We start from the raw sequence: 20,153 nt of genomic DNA, 5'->3' as shown, positions 1-20,153 counted from the left end.
CCAGGGTTAAAGCACCGCCGATTTGGCGGCGCGCAGAATACGGTCAGACAGGTCACTGGCCCCCAAGGCCCGGGCCAGCGCCAGCCCCCCCACCATCAGGGCCAGGTCGGCCAATGCTTTGTCAGCATCCTCAGGGCGGTCGACCATCGCGGCAGCCATCAACTCGATATGCTCGGCCAGCACCTCGCGGAAGACCTCCGGCAGGCGCTGCATTTCGCCCAACGCGTTAGGCAGCGGGCAAGCATGTACTTCGCAGTCCCGGTGCTTGCGCGAGAGGTAGAAGGCGCCGGCCAGCGCTCGCCGCCCGGCGCCATCGAGATTGGGGTCGATCTGGGCGAGCAAGGCACGGCGCTCACCCAACAACTGGCGGAACGCCTCGAGCATCAGCTCGTCCTTGCTGTCGAAGTGCGCATAGAAACCGCCGACGGTCAGGCCTGCCGCACCCATCACCTGGCTGACGCTGGGCTCGGCCGGGCCGTGCTGGATCAGCGCACTGCGCGCAGCTTCCAGAATGCGTTCGCGGGTTTTGCTCTTCTTGTCGCTCATCTGGCACACACCACACAAAATATGATGATCGAAATATTATTCTCATCATATTTTTTGGCAAGCAAAATGTGCGGCCGCTTGTCGGGGGCAAATTATTGAGAAGGGAAAAAACAAAAGGCCCATTCAATAAGCGAATGAGCCTTTAAAGTCCCGCAAAACGCGGGTAAACGTGGCGTCCCCTAGGGGACTCGAACCCCTGTTACCGCCGTGAAAGGGCGGTGTCCTAGGCCACTAGACGAAGGGGACGTAACCTTCGCGAAGATCCACTTGCGTGAACCCTGGCAGAAATGGTGGAGCTAAGCGGGATCGAACCGCTGACCTCCTGCATGCCATGCAGGCGCTCTCCCAGCTGAGCTATAGCCCCGAAACAAAAGGCTCATCAATAAGCGACGAGCCTTTTAAAGCCCTGCAAAACGCAGGAAAAGTGGCGTCCCCTAGGGGACTCGAACCCCTGTTACCGCCGTGAAAGGGCGGTGTCCTAGGCCACTAGACGAAGGGGACGTAACCTTCGTGCCGATCCGCTAACGCGAACCGCGGCAAAATTGGTGGAGCTAAGCGGGATCGAACCGCTGACCTCCTGCATGCCATGCAGGCGCTCTCCCAGCTGAGCTATAGCCCCGGATTTCTAGCCTCGCGGCCCAGCGACATAACAACATCGCTTGTGTAAAACTGGCGTCCCCTAGGGGACTCGAACCCCTGTTACCGCCGTGAAAGGGCGGTGTCCTAGGCCACTAGACGAAGGGGACGAACCTTCTTACCTTCAAGACCTGGTTGCTGGACCCGGTCTTGCTTATCAGCCTTGGCTGCTAAGCGGAATTTGGTGGAGCTAAGCGGGATCGAACCGCTGACCTCCTGCATGCCATGCAGGCGCTCTCCCAGCTGAGCTATAGCCCCACAATGTCGCTTTGAACTGAACCGCTGGCTGGGTGCCTGGCGTTTCGTTTTCGTTCATCGCTGTGGACGGGGCGCATATTAAGTTCGGATTGCAGGGCTGTCAAACGAATTTTTAAAAATATCCAAAAATTTTTTCACAGATAACAATCACTTACCGCCCTGCTCCACTCAATCCGGCTACTTGGTCCTCAGGAATATGCCTGTGGGAGCGGCCTTGTGTCGCGAAAGGGCCGCAAAGCGGCCCCGACGGATTTGCGTCGAGTCAAAGATTGTGGGACCGCGTTGCAGTCCTTTCGCGACACAAGGCCGCTTGTGTCTTGATGGGGGATTAGAATCTGGAGTGAGAGCGGTGAATGGCAAGCTGAATGCCGTAGGTGCCTTGAGCACGTGTGGGAGCACAAGCTGCCATTCACCGTTCCACTTTGGCGAGAGCCCGAACAGTTGGATGCGGCTCTGATCTCGAATCACAAGCGTGGGCCAAGCCAAAGTCCTCTCACTGTGTTGAGTTTAGGAGGTTTTGGTGATGGCTTCCTTCTTGGGTATCGATGTTTCCAGTCTCTCCCTTGATGCTGCGGTGCGGCCACAGGGCATCAAAATGCATTTAAGCAATGATCCCACAGGCTTTGAGGCGCTACTGGAGAGCCTTCGCAAGCTCAGTATCAAGCGCGTCCTGTTAGAGGCGACGGGTGGCTACGAGCGAGATGTCATGCGTTTTCTACAGGACGCTGGCTACAAGGTCATACGCGTTAATCCCAGGCGAGCCAGGTCATTCGCTGACTCTCTAGGCATCAAGGCCAAGACTGACGCCATCGACGCCGAGGTTCTGGCGCACTATGCCGAAGTCATTCCAGATCAACCCTCCCTGCGAATCAGCCCCGAACGAGCGCTTCTGCGAGAGTTGCTTCAGCAACGTGATCGGTTGGTTCAACAGCGAGATGACGACCTGCGGCGCCTGAAGCAGGTGCAATCGACTGCAGTTGCTAACTACCTGAATGCCAACCTGAAACACTTCAAAGCGCAGATCAAACTGGTTGAGCGTGAGATCGAACAGCAAACCGCGATGCTGAACGACGAACGGGTTACCCAACTGATTAAAGTGAAAGGCATTGGGATGGTGACAGCGGGCAAGCTAGTAGCGCTGCTGCCGGAGCTGGGTCGGGTTGAATCCAGAGAAATTGCCTCCCTGGTCGGAGTGGCGCCCTTCAACCACGACAGCGGGAAATTCATGGGCAAGCGCTCTATCTCTGGCGGACGATTTGCGGTCAGGCGATCGCTGTACATGGCATGCCTTGTGGCGATGAGATACAACCCAGCACTCAAGGCTCGTTATCAGTCACTGCGGGAGCGCGGAAAACTTCCCAAAGTCGCTATCGTGGCCTGCATGAGAACGTTCATCGTGCGGTTAAATGCCATGCTCAGAACGGGTACATCATGGCTCGATCTAGTGCTACCGCAGCCTGAAAGTACAACGTAAATCCAGAACGCAGCGTGAGCCGCGTGGAAGCGGGCTTGCCCGCGAAGCCAACACCGTGGTGGATGGCACGGGCTTCGCCCGTGTTCGCGGGCAAGCCCGCTCCCACAGGGAAGGCGCCAGCTTTTAGAAATTGAGCAAGACAGTTGCTCCCACAGTGCTCAACAGCGGTGCTCGGAAACGGTCAGCCGATGGAGCCCAACAGCTTTTCCCACTCTTTGTTTTCTTTCTTCGACACACCACCCAACAGGTCCAGGGCCTGGCGCAGGCGGTAGCGCGTCAGGTCGGGGCCGAGGATTTCCATGGCGTCCAGCACCGAAACCGAGCTGGCCTGGCCCGTGATGGCGGCGAACATCAGCGGCATGGCGTCACGCAGCTTCAGCTCCAGCGCTTCGACCACGGCCTGGATGCAACCGGTGATGCGCTCTTTTTCCCACTGACGCAGGCTTTCAAGCTTCCACAGGATCAGCTGGATCACCTGGCGCACCTGGTCGGCCGACAGTTTCTTGCTTTCGAACAGTTTGGCGTCCAGCTTGAGCGCGCCTTCGAAGAAGAACCCGCCCAACGGGGCAACCTGGCTGAAGGTTTCTACCCGGCCCTGCACGTGCGGGGCAATCTTCATCATGTAGTCGCTGTTGAACGCCCATTTCTGCAGGCGTGCGGCGAATTCCTCTACCGGTAGCTCACGCAGCCACTGGCCGTTGAGCCAGGACAGCTTCTCGATGTCAAAGATCGGGCCGCCCAGCGAGATACGCGACAGGTCAAAGTGCTCGACCATTTCGGCCAGCGAGAACTTCTCGCGCTCGTCAGGCATCGACCAGCCCATGCGGCCAAGGTAGTTGAGCATCGCTTCAGGCATGAAGCCCATGCGCTCGTAGAAGGTGACCGAGGTCGGGTTCTTGCGCTTGGACAGTTTGGATTTGTCCGGGTTGCGCAGCAGCGGCATGTAGCACAGCTTGGGCTGCTCCCAGCCGAAGTACTCATACAGCTTGATCAGCTTGGGCGCCGATGGCAGCCACTCTTCACCACGCAGCACGTGGGTGATGCCCATCAGGTGGTCGTCGACCACGTTGGCCAGGAAGTACGTCGGCAGGCCGTCGTTCTTCATCAGTACCTGCATGTCCATGCGGTCCCACGGGATCTCGACATCGCCGCGCAGCATGTCCGGCACCACGCAGATACCCTCGCTCGGCACCTTCATGCGGATCACGTGCGGCTCGCCAGCGTCCAGGCGGCGCTGCACTTCTTCGGCGCTCAGCAGCAATGCACGGCCATCGTAACGCGGGGTTTCGCCGCGAGCCTGCTGCTCGGCACGCATCTGCTCCAGCTCTTCGGCGGTGCAGAAGCAGTAGAAGGCGTGGCCGGCGTCTACCAGCTCTTTAGCGTATTTGGCGTAGATTTCGCCACGCTCGCTCTGCCGGTAAGGGCCGTGCGGGCCGCCGACATCCGGGCCTTCGTTCCATTCGATGCCAAGCCAGCGCAGGGCGTCGAAGATCTGTTGCTCCGACTCACGCGTGGAGCGCAGCTGATCGGTGTCTTCGATGCGCAGGATGAACTCACCGCCGTGCTGCTTGGCAAAGCAGTAGTTGAACAGGGCGATGTAGGCAGTGCCGACATGGGGGTCGCCGGTAGGCGATGGCGCAATACGCGTGCGTACGGTGGTCATGGAGAGTCTCGAACGAAAGATGAAACAAAGGCGGGATGTTAGCAGGAGGCGGGCACCGGGCTCCAGCAATGGCGCGAACGTCACTTGTCGACAGGCCCGGTGCCGCTGTTAAATTTGTTTACATTTCTGGAACGATAGTCCCCATGCCTGCCCAACTCAAACGCCGCCTGACGCTCTTCTTCGCCCTGGTGGCCATCATCGCCCTCGCCTTCCTGGGCCACTGGTACTTCAAGGGCCGCTTCTACGAGAGCACCGACAACGCTTACGTGCAGGGTGAGATCACCCGTATCTCCAGCCAGCTTGGCGCACGTATCGAAACGGTACCGGTCGAGGACAACCAGCACGTCAGCAAGGGCGACCTGCTGGTGCGCCTGGAAGCCGCCGACTTTGAGCTGGCGGTCGAACGCGCCCGTGCCGCGCTGGCCACCCGCGAAGCCGAGTACGCACAAGCGCAAAGCCGCCTCACCCAACAAGACAGCCTGATTGCCGCCGGCCAGGCCCAGTTGGCGGCCACCCAGGCCACGTTCGACCGTTCACGGCTGGACCTGAGCCGTGCCGAGAAGCTGCGCAAGCCGGGTTTTGTCTCTGAGGAGCGTGTCACTACCCTGTCGGCGGACAGCCATGTCGCCGGCTCCCAGGTCGACAAGGCCCGCGCCGACCTGCAAAGCCAGCGCCAGCAGGTCACCGCCCTGAACGCCGAACTCAAGCGCCTCGATGCGCAAATCGCCAATGCCCGCACCGACCTGGCCCAGGCCGAACTGAACCTGACCCGCTGCGAAATCCATGCGCCGATCAGCGGCACCATTGGCCAGCGTAATGCGCGCAATGGCCAAGTGGTGCAGGCCGGCGCCTACCTGCTGTCGATCGTGCCGGATGAAGACATCTGGGTGCAGGCCAACTTCAAGGAAACGCAGATCGGCCGCATGCACCCCGGCCAGCGCGCGGAGCTGTTGTTCGACAGCTACCCCGACACACCGATCGAAGGCCGGGTGGACAGCCTGTTCGCCGCGTCCGGTGCGCAGTTCAGCCTGCTGCCACCGGACAACGCCACCGGCAATTTCACCAAAGTTGTGCAGCGCATCCCGATAAAACTCACGTTCAGCGCCGACAACCCGTTGCACGGGCGTATTCGCCCCGGCATGTCGGTGACCGCCACCGTCGACCTGCGCAGCGCAGACGAAGGCCACAATGGCCGGTGACCAACTGCTGCGCCCCACTGCGGAGCCAACCCGACGCGACTGGATCGCGGTGATGAGCGTGATGCTCGGTGCCTTCATGGCAGTGCTGGATATCCAGATCACCAATTCCTCGTTGAAGGACATCCAGGGCGCTCTGTCGGCGACCCTGGAAGAAGGCTCATGGATTTCAACCTCCTACCTGGTGGCGGAAATCATCATGATCCCGCTAACGGCCTGGCTGGTGCAGCTGCTGTCGGCGCGGCGCCTGGCGGTGTGGGTATCCAGCGGCTTCCTGCTGTCGTCGCTGCTGTGCTCGATGGCCTGGAACCTGGAGAGCATGATCCTGTTCCGCGCCTTGCAGGGTTTCACCGGTGGCGCGCTGATCCCGCTGGCCTTCACCCTGACGCTGATCAAGCTGCCCGAGCACCACCGCGCCAAAGGCATGGCGATGTTCGCCATGACCGCCACTTTTGCCCCCTCCATCGGCCCCACCCTGGGCGGCTGGCTGACCGAAAACTGGGGCTGGGAATACATCTTCTACATCAATATCCCACCAGGCCTGCTAATGATCGCCGGCTTGTTGTATGGGCTTGAGAAGAAGGAGGCGCACTGGGAGCTGCTGAAAAGTACCGATTACGCCGGCATCGTCACGCTCGGCCTTGGGTTGGGCTGCCTGCAGGTGTTTCTCGAGGAAGGCCATCGCAAGGACTGGCTGGAGTCACACCTGATCGTCGGCCTGGGCAGTGTTGCCCTGGTCAGCCTGATCACCTTCGTCATCTTGCAGTTTTCCAAGCCACACCCACTGATCAACCTGCGCATTCTTGGCAACCGCAACTTTGGCCTGTCGAGCATCGCCAGCCTGGGCATGGGCGTGGGCCTGTACGGGTCGATCTATCTGCTACCGCTGTACCTGGCGCAGGTACAGGGTTACAACGCCTTGCAGATTGGCGAAGTGATCATGTGGATGGGTATTCCGCAACTGTTCCTGATCCCGCTTGTGCCGCAACTGATGAAGGTGATATCGCCCAAGGTACTATGCGCGCTGGGGTTTTGCCTGTTCGGCGCTGCCAGTTTCGGTTCGGGGGTGCTCAACCCGGACTTTGCCGGGCCGCAGTTCAACCATATCCAGATCATCCGCGCCCTGGGTCAACCGATGATCATGGTGACCATTTCGCTGATTGCCACCGCGTATATCCAACAACAGGATGCAGGGTCCGCGTCGAGCCTGTTCAATATTCTGCGTAACCTCGGTGGCGCGATTGGTATTGCCTTGCTGGCCACCCTGCTGGATGCGCGCACCAAGGTGTACTTCGACTACCTGCGCGAATCGGTGGTGCCGAGCAACCCGCAGGTGGCTGAGCGGCTGGCGCAACTGGCGGAGCGCTTGGGCAATGACAATGCGGCGCTGGGCAAACTTAGCGAGATTACCCACCAGCAGGCACTGATCATGGCTTACAACGATGCCTTCCACTTTGTCGGGATCGGGTTGGCGGTGAGCATGGTGGCGGTGTTGCTGACCCGCAAGTTGCCGGAGGGGCTGAAGGCTGGGGAAGCCCATTGAGGCTATTACAGATCAGATGCGGTCCCTGTGGGAGCGGGCATGCCCGCGAACACCGGCGCAGCCGGTGCCAGCCACCGCGTTGAATTCTTCGCGGGCACGCCCCGCTCCCACAGGGCCCGCGCCCGGCTTCAGCTGCTAATCAACCGCTCCCGCAGCTGCGCAATCTCGTCACGCAGCTGCGCCGCAGCTTCGAACTCCAGGTCGCGGGCGAACTGCATCATTTTCTCTTCCAACTGCTTGATGCGCTTGGTGATCTCGCCCGGCGTACGCAGTTCGGCCTCGTAACGGGCGCTCTCCTCCGCCGCCTTGGCCATGCCCTTGCGCTTCTTGCTGCGCGCACCAGGCACGGCGGCACCCTCCATGATGTCGGTGATGTCCTTGACCACGCCCTTGGGCACGATACCGTTGGCTTCGTTGAAGGCGATCTGCTTCTCGCGGCGACGCTCGGTTTCGTCAATGGCCCGCTGCATCGAGCCTGTTACGTTATCGGCATACAGGATGGCCCGGCCATTGAGGTTACGTGCCGCGCGGCCAATGGTCTGGATCAGGGAGCGCTCGGAACGCAGAAAACCTTCCTTGTCCGCATCGAGGATGGCCACCAGCGACACCTCGGGCATGTCCAGGCCCTCGCGCAGCAGGTTGATGCCCACCAGCACGTCGAAGGTGCCCAGGCGCAGGTCACGGATAATCTCCACCCGCTCCACCGTGTCGATGTCCGAGTGCAGGTAGCGTACCCGCACATCATGGTCGGCCAGGTAATCGCTGAGGTCCTCGGCCATGCGCTTGGTCAACGTGGTCGCCAGCACACGCTCGCCTGCCGCGACACGCTTGCGGATCTCAGACAGCAGGTCGTCGACCTGGGTCAGCGCCGGGCGCACCTCTACCTGCGGGTCGACCAGCCCGGTCGGACGCACCACTTGCTCCACCACGCGCCCGGCATGCTCAGCCTCGTAGGGGCCCGGAGTGGCCGAAACAAAAATGGTCTGCGGGCTGACATCCTCCCACTCGTCGAAACGCATCGGCCGGTTGTCCAGCGCTGAAGGCATGCGGAAGCCGTACTCGACCAGGGTCTCCTTGCGTGAACGGTCGCCCTTGTACATGGCGCCGACCTGCGGAACGCTGACGTGTGATTCGTCGATCACCAGCAGCGCATCAGGCGGCAGGTAATCGTACAGGGTGGGCGGCGGTGCCCCGGCCGGGCGCCCGGACAGGTAGCGCGAGTAGTTTTCGATGCCGTTGCAGTAGCCCAGCTCGAGGATCATCTCCAGATCGAAGCGGGTGCGTTGCTCCAGACGCTGCGCTTCGACCAGCTTGTTGGCCTTGTGCAGGTACTCCAGACGCTCCTTCAGTTCTTCCTTGATGCCCTCCACTGCTTCCAGCAGCGTTTCCCGCGGGGTGACGTAGTGGCTCTTGGGGTAGAAAGTGAAACGTGGCAGCTTGCGGAAAACCTCGCCGGTCAACGGATCGAAGGCGGCGATGTTCTCCACTTCATCATCGAACAGCTCGATGCGGATGGCTTCCAGGTCCGATTCGGCCGGGAAGATGTCGATCACGTCGCCGCGTACCCGGAAGGTGGCGCGGGCAAAGTCCATTTCGTTGCGGGTGTACTGCAGGTCGGCCAACCGGCGCAGCAGCGCGCGCTGGTCGAGCTTGTCGCCACGGTCCACGTGCAGAACCATTTTCAGGTAGGTCTCGGGGCTGCCCAGACCGTAGATGCACGATACGGTGGTCACGATGATCGCGTCACGCCGCTCCAGCAGCGCCTTGGTCGCCGACAGGCGCATCTGCTCGATATGGTCGTTGATCGAGGCGTCCTTCTCGATGAAGGTGTCTGACGAAGGGACGTAGGCTTCCGGCTGGTAGTAGTCGTAATAGGAAACGAAGTACTCCACCGCGTTGTTGGGGAAGAACGCCTTGAATTCCCCGTACAACTGCGCGGCCAGCGTCTTGTTGGGCGCCAGCACCAGCGTTGGGCGCTGCACCTGCTGGATGACGTTGGCAATGCTGAAGGTCTTGCCCGAACCGGTCACCCCGAGCAACGTCTGGTGCGACAGCCCCGCCTCGATGCCTTCGACCAACTGGCGGATAGCCTCGGGCTGGTCGCCGGCCGGCTGGAAACGTGTGACGAGCTGGAACTCGGACATGAAGGACCTCGCGGTGCAGCAGCTGTAAATTTAGCCAGTAGTCTATACTCAAATGCGCCCGTTCGGGGGCGCTTTCAAGGTACAGGTGTGGGCGGGCCCAACGGTGGACACGGCATTTAGACCAATGGTCGAAAAATATTTGCGCAAATAGCCCCAAAAGCTGCGCCAGAGTGTCGCGGTGACCGGTCGGTATCACTATACTGACTCCCCGTTTGTGCACCGCTTCAGTGCATTCGGCTGGAGCGTGTACGCCCTATCACACTCCAATCAGAGCCAAGGTAACAATGAGCCTGTTTTCCGCTGTCGAGCTGGCACCCCGCGACCCTATTCTGGGCCTCAACGAAGCATTCAACGCCGACCCACGTACCGACAAGGTCAACCTGGGCGTAGGCGTGTATTGCAATGAGGAGGGCCGCATTCCGCTGCTGCGCGCCGTGATCGAAGCCGAAACCCAGCGTGCCGCCCAGCACGCTTCGCGCGGCTACCTGCCGATCGACGGCATCGCCACCTACGACCAGGCTGTGCAGAAGCTGCTGTTCGGCGCCGAGTCGCCACTGCTGGCCGCCGGCCGCGTGGTCACCGTGCAGGCCGTCGGTGGTACCGGCGCCCTGAAGATCGGTGCCGACTTCCTCAAGCGCCTCTCGCCCAACGCCGTGGTTGCCATCAGCGACCCTAGCTGGGAAAACCACCGTGCGCTGTTCGAATCGGCCGGCTTCCCGGTGCAGACCTACCGCTACTACGATGCGCCGACCAACGACGTCAACCGCGCCGGCATGCTCGAAGACCTCAACGCCCTGCCGTCCGGCTCGATCGTGGTGCTGCACGCCTGCTGCCACAACCCGACCGGTGTCGACCTGAACCTGGACGACTGGAAGAACGTCCTGGAAGTGGTCAAGGCCAAGGGCCACGTGCCGTTCCTCGACATGGCCTACCAGGGCTTTGGTGACGGTATCGCCGAAGACGCCTTCGCCGTGCGCCTGTTCGCCGAGTCGGGCCTGGAGTTCTTTGTTTCCAGCTCGTTCTCCAAATCGTTCTCGCTGTACGGCGAGCGCGTCGGCGCACTGTCGATCGTCACCGCCTCCAAGGACGAGAGCACCCGCGTGCTGTCGCAGGTCAAGCGCGTGATCCGCACCACCTACTCCAACCCGCCAACCCACGGCGCAACCATTGTTGCCACCGTGCTGAACAGCGCAGAACTGCGCCAGATGTGGGAAACCGAATTGGCCGAAATGCGTGAACGCATCCACGGCATGCGCAAGCAGATGGTATCGCTGCTGGCCGAATACGGTGCCAACCGCGACTTCAGCTTCGTTGGCCGCCAGGTCGGCATGTTCTCCTACTCGGGCCTGACCGTTGAACAGGTCGCCCGCCTGAAGAACGACTTCGGCATCTATGCCCTGGACACCGGCCGTATCGCGGTGGCCGCGCTGAACCAGAGCAACATCCACGTGGTGACCAAAGCGATCGTGGAAGTGCTGTAACTCATTGTTTTGCCTGGGGGTGGGTTGACTTCTCCCAGGCAATCAGTAAGATACGCGCAGATTCCGCGATAGCTCAGTCGGTAGAGCAAATGACTGTTAATCATTGGGTCCCTGGTTCGAGTCCAGGTCGCGGAGCCAGACATTGAAGAAGCCCCCGGATGCGCAAGCAACCGGGGGCTTCTTCGTTGCGCTGGAATTATTGGCCAAGCACCTCGGTCACTGGCTTGCCCTCGTCCACCAGGCTCCAGACCAGCAAACTGGCCGGCTGGGTTTTGCTGGCGTTGCGTGAAACGCTGTGCACGGTGCCCGGCGCCTCGTACCAATAATCGCCGGCCTTGTAGGTCTTTTCCTGCTCGCTGTTGAGCTTCGAGACCACCGCCCCTTCCAGGACGTAAGCCATGACTGCGCCCGGATGCTGATGTGCGGGTGATGCCTCGCCCGGGGCGTAGCTGACGGTGAGCATGACGGCGGTTTTGCCGGGGGCATTAGAGGGCTGCTGTTGTTGCAGGACCTTGACCTGGTCGGCGACATCACCGTGGGCCCAAGCGGGTGTTTGGGCGGCGAGCAGTGCGAAGAGGATGATGGCTAATGGGTTCATGAGCTTTCCTGGAGGACAAGTGCCTGCAGGTTAGACCCTGACTGGCTGAAGACAAATGGCCAATCCGGGGGAAAAGCAGGGGGCCGATTTTCGCCTGTACTGGCCCATTCGCGGGTGAACCCGCTCCTACGACGGCCTGTGCCGCCCTCGATGCGTGTGTAGGAGCGGGTTTACCCGCGAATACGGTGGCGGCGGCAACGGTGAACGGCGGGTGGAAATTGGCTGGCAGGCCCGGCCCATTCGCGGGTGAACCCGCTCCTACGACGGCCTGTGCCGCCCTCGATGCGTGCGTAGGAGCGGGTTTACCCGCGAATACGGTGGCGGCGGCGACGGTGAACGACGGGTGGACATTGGCTGGCAGGCCCGGCCCATTCGCGGGTGAACCCGCTCCTACGACGGCCTGTGCCGCCCTCGATGCGTGTGTAGGAGCGGGTTTACCCGCGAATACGGTGGCGGCGGCAACGGTGAACGGCGGGTGGAAATTGGCTGGCAGGCCCGGCCCATTCGCGGGTAAACCCGCTCCTACGACGGCCTGTGCCGCCCTCGATGCGTGCGTAGGAGCGGGTTTACCCGCGAATACGGTGGCGGCGGCGACGGTGAACGACGGGTGGACATTGGCTGGCAGGCCCGGCCCATTCGCGGGTGAATCCGCTCCTACATCGGCCTGTGCCGCCCTCGATGCGTGCGTAGGAGCGGGTTTACCCGCGAATACGGTGGCGGCGGCGACGGTGAACGACGGGTGGACATTGGCTGGCAGGCCCGGCCCATTCGCGGGTGAACCCGCTCCTACGACGGCCTGCGCCGCCCTCAATGCGTGCGTAGGAGCGGGTTTACCCGCGAAGAGCCCGGCATCGCCAACATAGGCCTCAGCCGCGCCCGATCGGGTAAAACGCCCCCCGACTCCACACCCCAAGCCACTCCTCCCCGTCGATCACATGCGGCACCGCCAGCTCCACCAGTTGGTAAAACACATTGCGATGTATCAGCGCCTCCAGGTTGCTGCGCATCAGCACATACGGTGATGGCTCCTGCGTCACCGGGTCGATCACTACCCGCAGGGGGTTATCCGGCCCCGCCTCGACCTGGTCCTCGACATTGCTGGTAAAGCGCAGCACCTGCTGTTCGCCTTCGCCCTGCACGTCCAGCAGCACGGCCACGAATGGCGCATCGTCGACACGAATGCCAACCTTCTCTACCGGGGTAATCAGGAAGTAGTCATCGCCGTCGCGGCGAATGATGGTAGAGAACAGCCGCACCATCGGCTTGCGCCCGATCGGCGTGCCCAGGTAGTACCAGGTGCCATCGCGGGCGATGCGCATGTCGATGTCACCACAGAAATCCGGGTTCCACAGGTGCACCGGCGGCAGCCCCTTGGCCTTGGGGATCTGCGCCAGAAGGTCATTGGCCTTGCCGGAGTCGCTCATCACGCTTGCCTCATTCACTCATGCCCAGGAGGCTACGAGCGTACTCGCGCATCGGCGCACCAAGCAAATCCTCCGGCGTGTTGTCGTGGAACGTCAACAAACCGCCACGGCTCTTGATGCGTGCGGTGTCGATCAGGTAGCGGGTACTGGTTTCGATCAGCATCATCTGCACCACGCCAGAGTCCCAGCCCAAGCGGTCGACGGCCTGCTCGTCATACCACTCGTCACCATTGCCGATGCGATCGTCGGTACGTGCGAAGCGCGTGTACAACACGTAGTCCGCACCTACCGAGCGCGCCTGGGCGATGGCCTCTTCGAGGCCCAGCGGGCCCTGGGCACGACGCACCATCGGGAAGTATTCGACGAAGCTCTTGTAGGCCTGCTGGGCCACTGCATTCTGCCGAGGCACCGGCCCCTCGCCCGGCGGCACGAATGCACCCTGACCAATGAAAATGAACGAATCGGGCTGCAGGCGGATCGACAAGGTGCGACGGGTTTCGCTGTGGTCCAGCAGACCGGCATCGCTCATGTGATAGCGGACGCCTTCGCCCATATCGCTGACATTCATGCAGCCGCCCAGCGCCATCAGCGCCAGCAGCAAGACCAGGCTACGCATCTTTCCTCCAGTGGCCGGCGACGAAAAACCGGCGAATAGCCGGCGGATGCAGCTTTTGCGCCAGCTTCAGCCACCGATCACTTTCATGACTGTCACGCCACCGGAGAAGGCCACGTCCTGCTTGTCAGCCAAAGCCTTGACCAACAACCGCTGCAAGGCCGGCAGCGCCTGATGACGCGGCTTCTCCAGCAGGTCGCCGACGAAGTGCCGGTTACCTGACGACAGGCAGCCATGCAGCCAGCCCGTAGAAGACAGGCGCAGCCGCGAGCAGGTCCGGCAAAACGGCACGGTTTCGTTGGCAATGACGCCGAAGTGGCCCCTGCCAGGGATGTGGTAACGCATGGCTGTGGCGTCCAGCGGCGCATTCACCTTGGCGTAGGTATGCTGGCCGCCGATCAGCGCAAGCAGCTGGTCGAGGCCTACAAACTGTTGGAGGAATGCGTTGCGATCGTGAGAGAGGTGACCCATGCGCATGAGCTCGATGAAGCGCAGCTCGAAGCCGCGCGCGAGGCAGTAATCCAGCAGCGGCAGTACCTGATCAAGGTTTTTCCCGCGCATCGGCACCATATTGACCTTGATTCGCATACCCACGGCGCGGGCCTGCTCCATTGCGTCCAGCACAGTGCCCAGGTCGCCGCCACGGGCAATCTGGCGGAAAGCCAGCGGGTCGAGGGTGTCGAGGGAAACGTTCAGCCGACGAATCCCCGCCGCCTGCAGTTGCGGCAACTTGCGCGCCAGCAACTGGCCGTTGGTGGTCAGCGAGACGTCGTCAAGGTCGAGTTTGGCCACGGCAGCCAGAAAGGCATCCAGGCGCGGGCTGACCAGTGGCTCACCGCCAGTAATCCGCAGACGCTCGATGCCGGCGGCTTCGATCAGATAGGCCACGCCACGGGCCAGGGCATCCGCAGACAGCTCGTCCTGCGCCGCCACCAGCCGCTTGCCGTCGGGTACGCAGTAGGTGCAAGCGTAGTTGCAGGCAGCCGTCAGGCTGACGCGCAGGTTGCGAAAGCGCCTGCCTTGACGATCGACAATCATGAATGACTCCGGCATGGATGAAGGGGCCGGCAAAACCTGACTCATAAATCAGGTTTTTGCAAGCCCCAATGAGCAATGCCGAATGTCCAGACGATAGCCAAACGCTTTGGGCTGCACTGCCGCGCAGAGAACGCACGACGAAGTGCTTATGGGAGCGGGCGTACCCGCGAAGAATCAAACGCGGTGCCTGGCACGGGCTGCGCCGGTGTTCGCGGGCGCGCCCGCCCCCATAGGGCCCGCGCAGTTTAGCGCAAGGGTCAGTTCGAGGGTTCCGGGTCGCGCTTGCGCTTGTTGCCCATACGCACGCCAATGTCCATCAGGAACTGGAAGAAGCCTTCCTGGTCCTCCAGCACATTGCTCCAGAACGGCGAGTGGTACAGCGCCACAGCGCCGTGCACCAGCGCCCAGGCAGCGCAGTAGTGGAAATACGGCGGCACGTCTTCGAGCTTGCCTTCGCTGATACGGCCCTTGATCAGCTGGGTCAGGCGGTCGAAGTTGGAGGCACGGATGCTGTGCAGCTGCTCGACCATTTCCGGCACCTGATTGCCCTTGACCACCTTTTCTTCAAGGCGGTCGAACAGCCGGTAGCGTTGCGGATCGCGCATGCGGAACTCGAAGTAGGCGCGCGACAGCGCTTCCTTGTCACGGTCGACGTCGGCCGAGTGCAACAGCTCATTCAGGTCACGCTCGTAATCGAGCATCAGGCGAAGGTAGATCTCCGCCTTGGACTTGAAGTGCTTGTAGATCGTACCTTTGCCGATGCCCACGGCGTCGGCGATCATCTCGACGGTGACGCTGTCTTCACCTTGCTCGAGAAACAGCTTGAGCGCGGTATCGAGGATTTCCTGTTCGCGACGGCGAAACTCACGGACCTTACGAGGTTCTTTCTGCATGGGAAGGACTGGATGACAATCGAAGCGGTTTATTATGCCTAACTTGCGGGAAATTGCACGGATCATCCACGCATGTCTGTGTTTCACGATGCATACAGCCATGCGCTGCGGGAGGAATGAAACGTTGGCGTATTCCAAATCTGTTTAAAAAACGTCCAATATGCACTGGCACTGCGCCAAACCTGACCAATACTTGAAGTGTTGGCGCGGCGCATCCCCCCCAGTGGCGCGCCGATAAAGGTGCTCAGGGACCGCGTACCTTTGTTTTACTCCTAATGGTCTTAACCCGGATTCCTCCCCCAGAACCCGGGTTTTTTTTGTGTTTTTGTGGGGAGGATGGTGTGACGGCTGTCAGGTGCGTGACGCAAGATTTTCAGCGCCTGTGAGATCGAGCGCCGCCCGCGCGGCGCTTCGCGGGTAAACCCGCTCCTACGCTTGTTTCGGGCCAATTAGGCCTGTGGGATTTGCGCGCGAACGCCTTGGCGCACGCCTCGATATCGCGTCGTACAAACAAGGCGGTCGCGCGCGCCTGGCACAGAAGGGAGATCGGGCGCCGCCCGCGCGGCGCTTCGCGGGTAAACCCGCTCCTACGCTTGTTTCGGGCCAATTAGGCCTGTGGGATTTGCGCGCGAACGCCTTGGCGCACCCTCGATATCGCGTCGTACAAACAAGGCGGTCGCGCGCGCCTGGCACAGAAGGGAGATCGGGCGCCGCCCGCGCGGCGCTTCGCGGGTAAACCCGCTCCTACGCTTGTTTCGGGCCAATTAGGCCTGTGGGATTTACGCGCGAACGCCTTGGCGCACCCCTCGATATCGCGCCGTACAAACAAGGCGGTCGCGCGCGCCTGGCACAGGAGGGACTGGCCAGAAACAAACGTAGGAGCGGGTTTACCCGCGAAGCGCCGCGCGGGCGGCGCTCGATCTCACAGGCGCTGCAAGGGTTGTGGCAGGCACCTTGTGCCCCTCACACAATCTTTAACCCCGGTAAATCAAGCCACCCGCGCCAACGGGAACAGCCGCTTGAAGTTGGCGGTAGTCTGCTCGGCCAGTTGCTCATAACTGGCCCCGCGCAACGAAGCCACATACTCCGCCACCTCCCGTACATACTGCGGCAAGTTCGGCTTGCCGCGATAGGGAATCGGCGCCAGGTAGGGCGAATCGGTCTCCACCAGCAAGCGATCGACAGGCACCTGCCGCGCCACTTCCCGCAAGGCATCGGCATTGCGGAAGGTCACGATGCCCGACAGCGAAATGTAATAACCCAGGTCCAGCGCCGCCTTGGCCATGTCCCAGTCTTCGGTGAAGCAGTGCAACACGCCCGCTTGCGGCAGGCTCGCCTCACGCAGCAGCGCCAGGGTATCGGCGCGCGCCGCCCGGGTATGCACGATCACCGGCTTGCCGGTCTGCCTGGAGGCCTCAAGGTGCAGGCGGAACGAAGCCTGCTGCAGCTCTGCCGCCTCTGGCTCATAGTGGTAATCCAGCCCGGTTTCACCAATCGCCACCACATGCGGGTGGGCCAATTCGCGCAACAGCCACTCCAACGCCGGGGTTTCGCCAGGGGCCAGGTCCAGCGGGTGCACGCCCACCGAGCAGTCGACGTCAGCGTACTGCTCGCTCAGCGCCTTCACTGCACCCGCATTCTCGGCACTGACGCCAATGCACAGGAAATGCCCGACCCCACGCTCACGCGCCGCCTGCAGGGCAGCATCGAGGGAGCCCTGGTGGGCACTGAGATCAAGACGGTCGAGGTGGCAATGGGAATCTACGAGCATGGGATAACGGCACACATGAAAAATGGGAAATCAGCGGGCACCCGGCAGTTGCAGCCAGTGAGCCAGCAGCGATTCAAGCAACAAGGCACGGTTGAGGTTGGCCTTGCCCAGCACCTTCTGGCGCTGCTCGAGGATCCAGGCCTGCACTTCCAGCACCTTGGCCTGGCGGCTCTTCTGCGCCAGGTATTGCACGACCTTGCGCATATCGGCCAAGCCTAACCCTTCCTCGTCCTGGGTCAACTGGTAGCGCAGGATCAGGTGCGACCAATCGCAGAACCAGTCGAACAGCAGCAACAACGGCACACCGCTCCAGGCATCGGCCAACTGGCTGGGCGATTGCTGCTGCTTGAGCAGCTTCTTCACCCCATCGGCCACCAGCGCGCGTTGCTCGCGCACACCCTGCGCCTGCAGGCTGACCGCCATCAATGGCGAGCCCGCTGCCAGCGTCAGCAGCTCATCGCGCTCGACCTCGTCGCAGTCGGGTAACGCGCCAGCCAGCCATGCCTGGCTTTGGGCCAGGCTGGGCTGCGGACAGGCCACCTGCTGGCAGCGGCTCTTGATCGTCGGCAGCAGACGGCTGGGCTGGTGCGTCACCAGCAACAACACGGTGTCACCGGAAGGTTCTTCAAGGCTTTTGAGCAGGGCGTTTGAGGCGTTTACATTCATCGCCTCCACCGGCTCGATCAACACCACCTTGCGCCCGCCCAGCTGCGCGGTCTGCACCACAAAGGCCACCAGCTCCCGTACCTGGTCGACCTTGATCGGCTTGTCAGCCTCCTCCGGCTCGAGGACGAAGTTGTCCGGGTGGCTGCCGGCCTTGAGCAACAGGCACGACTTACACGCCCCACAAGCGTCCAGGCCCTGCGGCTGCTGGCACAACAGGCGCGCCATCAGGCGCTCGGCCATGGCCCGCTTGCCAATACCCTGCGGCCCATGCAGCAGATAAGCATGGGCGTGGCGGCTGCGACCGGCCAGTTGCTGCCACAGCGCCTGCTGCCAAGGGTAGGCCTCAGCCACGGCAACGCTCCAGAATGCCTGGCAGCAGAGCGTCGATGTCACGCTGCACAGCCTCCAGGGATTGCGCGGCATCGAGCAAGCTGTAGCGCTGTGGCGCGCTTTGGGCGCGCTGCAGGTACGCCTGGCGCACCGCCTCGAAGAAGGCCTGCCCTTCCTGCTCGAATCGGTCCAGGCGGCCACGGGCGGCGGCGCGGGCAAGGCCCACTTCTACCGGCAGGTCGAAGACCAGGGTCAGGTCCGGGCGCAGGTCGCCCTGGACGAAATGCTCCAGAACCGCGATACGCTCGACCGACAAACCACGACCGCCGCCCTGATAGGCATAGGTGGCGTCCGTGAAACGGTCACACAGCACCACAGCCCCACGGGCCAGCGCCGGGCGGATGACCTGCGCCAGGTGCTGGGCGCGAGCGGCGAACACCAGCAACAGCTCGGTGTCGGCCGCCATGCCTTCGTCGCTGGGCGTCAGCAACAGTTCACGCACCTTTTCCGCCAGCGGCGTACCGCCTGGCTCACGGGTCAGCACCACGTCCAGGCCGTGCTCGCGCAGGCGTGCGGCCAGGTAGTCGCGATTGGTGCTCTTGCCCGCGCCTTCGGGGCCTTCCAAAGTAATAAACAAGCCGCTCACAGGCAGTCCTTAATGTTGTTCGTCAGGCGTCGGCCGCTCGGCCGCTTGCGCACCGCCGGCAGGGGCATCCTGCGCGGGCGCTTGATCGGGGGCTGGCTGCGCAGCTGGCTCGTCCGCTGCTGGGGGCTCAGGGCGCTGCGCATCGTCGGCGCCCGACGCCTGTTCGGCATCATCGGCCCCTGGCTTGGCCTCTTGCTGCGGCGCGGGGCTGGAGCGGTAGTCCGACCGGCGCTTGAGCTGGAACTCGCGCACTGCCGAATTGTGGTCGTCGAGGTCGTCTGAAAACACATGGCTGCCATCGCCGCGGGCGACGAAGTAAAGGCTGGTGCCATTGGACGGGTTCAGCGCCGCGTGAATCGCCTCGCGGCCGACCATGGCGATCGGGGTCGGTGGCAGCCCAGTCATGGTGTAAGTGTTGTAGGGCGTTGGCTCGCGCAGGTCGGCGCGGGTGATCTTGCCGTTATAGCGTTCACCCATGCCATAGATAACCGTCGGGTCCGTCTGCAGCATCATACCCAGGCGCATGCGCCGCACGAACACGCCGGCGATCTGCCCCCGCTCCTGCGGAATGCCGGTTTCCTTTTCGACCAGGGAGGCCATGATCAGCGCCTGGTAAGGGTCACGATACGGCAGGTCGGTGGAGCGCTCGGCCCACTCCTTGGCCAGCACTTCGTCCAGACGCATGTAGGCCTGCTGCAGCAACTCGACATCGGTCATACCCCGCACGAAGCGGTAAGTGTCGGGGAAGAAGCGGCCTTCGGGGAATACACCGGTATGGCCGAGCTTGTCCATGACCTCGGCATCCGACAAGCCGTCCAGGGTATGCTTGATCTTTTCATGCTTGGCCACGGCCGCACGCACCTGACGGAAGGTCCAGCCTTCGACCAGGGTGAGGTTGTACTGCACCACGTCGGCACGGCGCCAGGCGTCGAACAACTGCTCGACGGTCATCCCAGGGGTAAGACGGTACTCGCCAGTGTGCAGCGGGGTGCCGGCCATGTTGAAGCGCCAGTACAAACGCAACCAGACAGCATCGTCGAGCAACCCATCTCTTTGCATGCTGTAGAACATGCGGTTGGGGTTAGTGCCATTGGGCACATCCAGCAGGCGCTCCTGCGTGACGTGCAGGGGCTGCTCCAGGACCGAGTTGACCTTCCAGGCCGACCAGCCAAACGCCAGGCCGGCAAGGATCAAGCCCATTTCCAGCAACAGCAGGAATTTACGTCTCACGAA

General features: G+C 62.1%; 16 protein-coding genes and 7 tRNA genes. 5 read left to right on the top strand and 18 right to left on the bottom strand.

Annotation, left to right across the window (positions count from 1 at the left end; translation table 11 throughout):
• Nucleotides 1–6 precede the first annotated feature (6 nt).
• The 7 genes from V6093_RS25290 to V6093_RS25260 form a co-directional block, all read right to left on the bottom strand.
• Nucleotides 7–546 (bottom strand): TetR/AcrR family transcriptional regulator, encoded by a 540-nt coding sequence (locus V6093_RS25290; RefSeq protein ID WP_121783857.1) that lies wholly within the window; start codon nucleotides 544–546, stop codon nucleotides 7–9.
• A 170-nt stretch (nucleotides 547–716) separates the two neighbouring features.
• A tRNA-Glu gene (locus V6093_RS25285) sits at nucleotides 717–792 on the bottom strand.
• A gap of 42 nt (nucleotides 793–834) precedes the next feature.
• Nucleotides 835–910 (bottom strand) — tRNA-Ala (locus V6093_RS25280).
• Between the two features lie 61 nt (nucleotides 911–971).
• Nucleotides 972–1,047, bottom strand: a tRNA-Glu gene (locus tag V6093_RS25275).
• Between the two features lie 42 nt (nucleotides 1,048–1,089).
• Nucleotides 1,090–1,165: transfer RNA gene (locus V6093_RS25270), tRNA-Ala, on the bottom strand.
• Between the two features lie 51 nt (nucleotides 1,166–1,216).
• Nucleotides 1,217–1,292: transfer RNA gene (locus V6093_RS25265), tRNA-Glu, on the bottom strand.
• Nucleotides 1,293–1,364: 72 nt separating this feature from the next.
• A tRNA-Ala gene (locus V6093_RS25260) sits at nucleotides 1,365–1,440 on the bottom strand.
• 523 nt (nucleotides 1,441–1,963) lie between these two features.
• On the opposite strand from V6093_RS25260, the gene V6093_RS25255 reads away from it, so the two are divergent.
• Nucleotides 1,964–2,914 carry an IS110 family transposase gene (locus V6093_RS25255; protein ID WP_004577666.1) on the top strand — a complete coding sequence of 317 codons (951 nt, stop codon included), beginning with the start codon at nucleotides 1,964–1,966 and terminating at the stop codon, nucleotides 2,912–2,914.
• A 181-nt stretch (nucleotides 2,915–3,095) separates the two neighbouring features.
• Here the strand turns inward: V6093_RS25255 and gltX are convergent, their stop codons facing one another.
• Complete coding sequence (gene gltX / locus V6093_RS25250; RefSeq protein ID WP_003247183.1) at nucleotides 3,096–4,577, bottom strand: glutamate--tRNA ligase; 1,482 nt, start codon at nucleotides 4,575–4,577, stop codon at nucleotides 3,096–3,098.
• 143 nt (nucleotides 4,578–4,720) lie between these two features.
• Between gltX and V6093_RS25245 the strand changes: the two genes are divergently transcribed.
• The gene (locus V6093_RS25245) at nucleotides 4,721–5,776 is read left to right on the top strand and encodes an HlyD family secretion protein (protein WP_265978486.1); all 1,056 of its coding nucleotides are present in this window, start codon (nucleotides 4,721–4,723) and stop codon (nucleotides 5,774–5,776) included.
• A 49-nt stretch (nucleotides 5,777–5,825) separates the two neighbouring features.
• Nucleotides 5,826–7,316 (top strand): MDR family MFS transporter, encoded by a 1,491-nt coding sequence (locus V6093_RS25240; protein WP_172830958.1) that lies wholly within the window; start codon nucleotides 5,826–5,828, stop codon nucleotides 7,314–7,316.
• Nucleotides 7,317–7,444: 128 nt separating this feature from the next.
• Here V6093_RS25240 and uvrB read toward each other — a convergent pair whose 3' ends face one another.
• Nucleotides 7,445–9,460, bottom strand: a complete 2,016-nt coding sequence (gene uvrB, locus V6093_RS25235; protein WP_003247179.1) for an excinuclease ABC subunit UvrB — start codon at nucleotides 9,458–9,460, stop codon at nucleotides 7,445–7,447.
• A 284-nt stretch (nucleotides 9,461–9,744) separates the two neighbouring features.
• Between uvrB and V6093_RS25230 the strand changes: the two genes are divergently transcribed.
• Both V6093_RS25230 and V6093_RS25225 read left to right on the top strand, forming a co-directional pair.
• On the top strand, nucleotides 9,745–10,941 hold the full coding sequence (locus V6093_RS25230; RefSeq protein WP_003247178.1) for an amino acid aminotransferase: 1,197 nt from the start codon (nucleotides 9,745–9,747) through the stop codon (nucleotides 10,939–10,941).
• 62 nt (nucleotides 10,942–11,003) lie between these two features.
• Nucleotides 11,004–11,079: transfer RNA gene (locus V6093_RS25225), tRNA-Asn, on the top strand.
• 58 nt (nucleotides 11,080–11,137) lie between these two features.
• Here the strand turns inward: V6093_RS25225 and V6093_RS25220 are convergent.
• The 9 genes from V6093_RS25220 to mltG form a co-directional block, all read right to left on the bottom strand.
• Entirely contained in the window at nucleotides 11,138–11,539 is a 402-nt protein-coding gene (locus V6093_RS25220; RefSeq protein ID WP_003247176.1) for a cupin domain-containing protein, read from the bottom strand.
• 866 nt (nucleotides 11,540–12,405) lie between these two features.
• Entirely contained in the window at nucleotides 12,406–12,963 is a 558-nt protein-coding gene (locus tag V6093_RS25215) for a DUF1285 domain-containing protein (protein ID WP_003247173.1), read from the bottom strand.
• Between the two features lie 10 nt (nucleotides 12,964–12,973).
• Nucleotides 12,974–13,579: a DUF4823 domain-containing protein gene (locus V6093_RS25210; protein ID WP_014861671.1), complete on the bottom strand. Its 606-nt coding sequence runs from the start codon at nucleotides 13,577–13,579 to the stop codon at nucleotides 12,974–12,976.
• A 66-nt stretch (nucleotides 13,580–13,645) separates the two neighbouring features.
• On the bottom strand, nucleotides 13,646–14,614 hold the full coding sequence (locus V6093_RS25205; RefSeq protein WP_406669658.1) for a GTP 3',8-cyclase MoaA: 969 nt from the start codon (nucleotides 14,612–14,614) through the stop codon (nucleotides 13,646–13,648).
• Nucleotides 14,615–14,871: 257 nt separating this feature from the next.
• Nucleotides 14,872–15,507: a TetR/AcrR family transcriptional regulator gene (locus V6093_RS25200; protein WP_003247170.1), complete on the bottom strand. Its 636-nt coding sequence runs from the start codon at nucleotides 15,505–15,507 to the stop codon at nucleotides 14,872–14,874.
• A gap of 988 nt (nucleotides 15,508–16,495) precedes the next feature.
• On the bottom strand, nucleotides 16,496–17,278 hold the full coding sequence (locus V6093_RS25195) for a TatD family hydrolase (protein ID WP_004576627.1): 783 nt from the start codon (nucleotides 17,276–17,278) through the stop codon (nucleotides 16,496–16,498).
• 30 nt (nucleotides 17,279–17,308) lie between these two features.
• The gene (locus V6093_RS25190; protein ID WP_003247167.1) at nucleotides 17,309–18,295 is read right to left on the bottom strand and encodes a DNA polymerase III subunit delta'; all 987 of its coding nucleotides are present in this window, start codon (nucleotides 18,293–18,295) and stop codon (nucleotides 17,309–17,311) included.
• Nucleotides 18,288–18,920 (bottom strand): dTMP kinase, encoded by a 633-nt coding sequence (tmk, locus tag V6093_RS25185; protein ID WP_121783861.1) that lies wholly within the window; start codon nucleotides 18,918–18,920, stop codon nucleotides 18,288–18,290. Before tmk ends, V6093_RS25190 begins: the two co-directional genes overlap by 8 nt.
• A 9-nt stretch (nucleotides 18,921–18,929) precedes the next feature.
• On the bottom strand, nucleotides 18,930–20,150 hold the full coding sequence (gene mltG, locus V6093_RS25180; protein ID WP_003247164.1) for an endolytic transglycosylase MltG: 1,221 nt from the start codon (nucleotides 20,148–20,150) through the stop codon (nucleotides 18,930–18,932).
• Nucleotides 20,151–20,153 lie beyond the last annotated feature (3 nt).

Source organism: Pseudomonas putida group bacterium ESBL64 (assembly GCF_045277175.1).
In the GTDB taxonomy this organism is placed as follows: Bacteria; Pseudomonadota; Gammaproteobacteria; order Pseudomonadales; family Pseudomonadaceae; genus Aquipseudomonas; species Aquipseudomonas alloputida.
The sequence above is the reverse complement of the archived record's forward strand: the minus strand, read 5'-3'. Positions and strand labels throughout refer to the sequence as shown.